Annotated in this window: 1 tRNA gene, 1 rRNA gene and 1 pseudogene; all 3 read left to right on the forward strand. The window is 45.0% G+C overall.

What is annotated here, in order from left to right:
• Positions 1 to 294: 294 nt before the first annotated feature.
• Positions 295 to 867 (forward strand): annotated as a pseudogene (locus MKZ17_RS20675) (BREX system P-loop protein BrxC); the annotation flags it as partial.
• 169 nt (positions 868 to 1,036) lie between these two features.
• A tRNA-Ala gene (locus MKZ17_RS20510) sits at positions 1,037 to 1,112 on the forward strand.
• A gap of 152 nt (positions 1,113 to 1,264) precedes the next feature.
• A 23S ribosomal RNA gene (locus MKZ17_RS20515) occupies positions 1,265 to 3,185 on the forward strand; the annotation flags it as partial.

The raw sequence follows: 3,185 nt of genomic DNA on the forward strand, positions 1-3,185 counted from the left end.
AATGGCCATGAAGAGTTAGGCAATCTAGTAACGATGGCGGAGTTTTATCCAACTATTCGTCAACATTTAGAATCAGCTATCGTACAGACTATTTCGAGAGCTGAAAACCGCGCAAAAAATTCGGAAGGTCTTGTTGAATATGATGTTGATGTATTAAAAGTATTGTATTTGATTAAAGGAATAGACCACATTAAAGCAACACCAAATAATATTTCAACACTTCTTTTAGAAAGTATTCAGGCTGAGAAAAATGAACTTATAATTAAAGAATCATTAAATCGTCTAGAGCAGACGATGTTTATTGAAAAGCACGCAGATGGTACGTATTCATTTTTATCAGATGAAGAGCAAGAAATAAATAAAGAAATTCGTAACGTTGATGTTAATGCTATCAAAATTAAAGAAAGATTAGGCGATACCTTCTTTGAGAAAATGTATCCAAACGCTAAATATAACTATCAAAAGGGAATGCTATTTGATTACAATAAACGTTTTGATAATTATTCAAAAACAAATATGAAGTATCCGTTAACGATGCAAGTCATTACGGGTGGGGTAACTACAACAGAAGCTGCTTTACAGGCAATAGAAGGACAAATGGTTATTTATTTAAATGAGGAATTAATTACAGAAGCAGAAGAAGCCATTCGTATTTCTGAACAAATACGTCGTTATGTGAATTTAAAACGCAATCCAAGTACAACGCAGGCACAGCATCGTATTTATGATGCGAAAATGGACAGTATTAGTGACTACGAGTTAAAGGCAGAAGAATTATTACGAAAAGCTTGTGAGGAAGCAATATTCTTCATTCAAATGCAGGAGCGTATCTTCCGAGGTAATTTTGAAAAGCAAGTATCGGATGCTTTTGATATGTTGATCCAAAATACATATAAGTATTTAGAATACATTGATGAACCAATTCAAATGAAAACATTCAAAGAACAATGGAGAAACCTAGCTGAGAAAGGTATTACAAATGATTTACTAGGTGAAACAGGTAGTCCATTTAGGCCCACCATTTTAACTTTAATACGGGGCCTTAGCTCAGCTGGGAGAGCGCCTGCTTTGCACGCAGGAGGTCAGCGGTTCGATCCCGCTAGGCTCCACCAACAAATCGTTCTTTGAAAACTAGATAATGTAATGAAGAAGATTACCGAGTAATCGCCACCTTAGTTATTTTCTCTCTATATAATAGAGTAGAGATACTAAACTTTTTTTAAAAAACACAACCGTGAGGGAAGCGAAAGCAACCCAAACATATGGTTAAGTTAATAAGGGCGCACGGTGAATGCCTTGGCACTAGGAGCCGATGAAGGACGGGACTAACACCGATATGCTTCGGGGAGCTGTAAGTAAGCTTTGATCCGGAGATTTCCGAATGGGGAAACCCCCTATCCGTTATGGGATAGGATCCATACCTGAATACATAGGGTATGGAAGGCAGACCCGGGGAACTGAAACATCTAAGTACCCGGAGGAAGAGAAAGCAAACGCGATTCCCTGAGTAGCGGCGAGCGAAACGGGATTAGCCCAAACCAAGAGGCTTGCCTCTTGGGGTTGTAGGACATTCTATACGGAGTTACAAAGGAACGAGATAGACGAAGAGGTCTGGAAAGGCCCGCCATAGGAGGTAAAAGCCCTGTAGTTGAAACTTCGTTCCCTCCAGAGTGGATCCTGAGTACGGCGGGACACGAGAAATCCCGTCGGAAGCAGGGAGGACCATCTCCCAAGGCTAAATACTCCCTAGTGACCGATAGTGAACCAGTACCGTGAGGGAAAGGTGAAAAGCACCCCGGAAGGGGAGTGAAAGAGATCCTGAAACCGTGTGCCTACAAGTAGTTAGAGCCCGTTAATGGGTGATAGCGTGCCTTTTGTAGAATGAACCGGCGAGTTACGATTACATGCGAGGTTAAGTTGGACAGACGGAGCCGTAGCGAAAGCGAGTCTGAATAGGGCGAATGAGTATGTGGTCGTAGACCCGAAACCAGGTGATCTACCCATGTCCAGGGTGAAGTCCAGGTAACACTGGATGGAGGCCCGAACCCACGTACGTTGAAAAGTGCGGGGATGAGGTGTGGGTAGCGGAGAAATTCCAATCGAACTTGGAGATAGCTGGTTCTCTCCGAAATAGCTTTAGGGCTAGCCTCATGCGTAAGAATCTTGGAGGTAGAGCACTGTTTGGACTAGGGGCCCTCATCGGGTTACCGAATTCAGACAAACTCCGAATGCCAAAGATTTATCCATGGGAGTCAGACTGCGAGTGATAAGATCCGTAGTCAAGAGGGAAACAGCCCAGACCACCAGCTAAGGTCCCAAAGTATACGTTAAGTGGAAAAGGATGTGGAGTTGCTTAGACAACCAGGATGTTGGCTTAGAAGCAGCCACCATTTAAAGAGTGCGTAATAGCTCACTGGTCGAGTGACTCCGCGCCGAAAATGTACCGGGGCTAAACGTATCACCGAAGCTGTGGATTGAACATCGTTGATGTTCAGTGGTAGGAGAGCGTTCTAAGGGCGTTGAAGCTAGACCGTAAGGACTGGTGGAGCGCTTAGAAGTGAGAATGCCGGTATGAGTAGCGAAAGATGGGTGAGAATCCCATCCACCGAATGCCTAAGGTTTCCTGAGGAAGGCTCGTCCGCTCAGGGTTAGTCGGGACCTAAGCCGAGGCTGAAAAGCGTAGGCGATGGACAACAGGTTGATATTCCTGTACCACCGTATTCTGTTTGAGTGATGGGGGGACGCAGGAGGATAGGGTAAGCGCACGATTGGATGTGCGTCTAAGCAGTTAGAGGGACCATGAGGCAAATCCCATGGTCACATACCTTGAGCTGTGATAGCGAGGGAAATTTAGTACCGAAGTTCTTGATTCCACACTGCCAAGAAAAGCCTCTAGCGAGGAATAAGGTGCCCGTACCGCAAACCGACACAGGTAGGCGAGGAGAGAATCCTAAGGTGAGCGAGAGAACTCTCGTTAAGGAACTCGGCAAAATGACCCCGTAACTTCGGGAGAAGGGGTGCTCATTAGGGTGTTAAAGCCTTGATGAGCCGCAGTGAATAGGCCCAGGCGACTGTTTAGCAAAAACACAGGTCTCTGCGAAGCCGCAAGGCGAAGTATAGGGGCTGACGCCTGCCCGGTGCTGGAAGGTTAAGAGGAGAGGTTAGCTCACGCGAAGCTTTGAATC

The sequence above is a fragment of the Solibacillus sp. FSL R7-0682 genome (genome assembly GCF_038005985.1).
Taxonomy (GTDB): Bacteria; Bacillota; Bacilli; order Bacillales_A; family Planococcaceae; genus Solibacillus.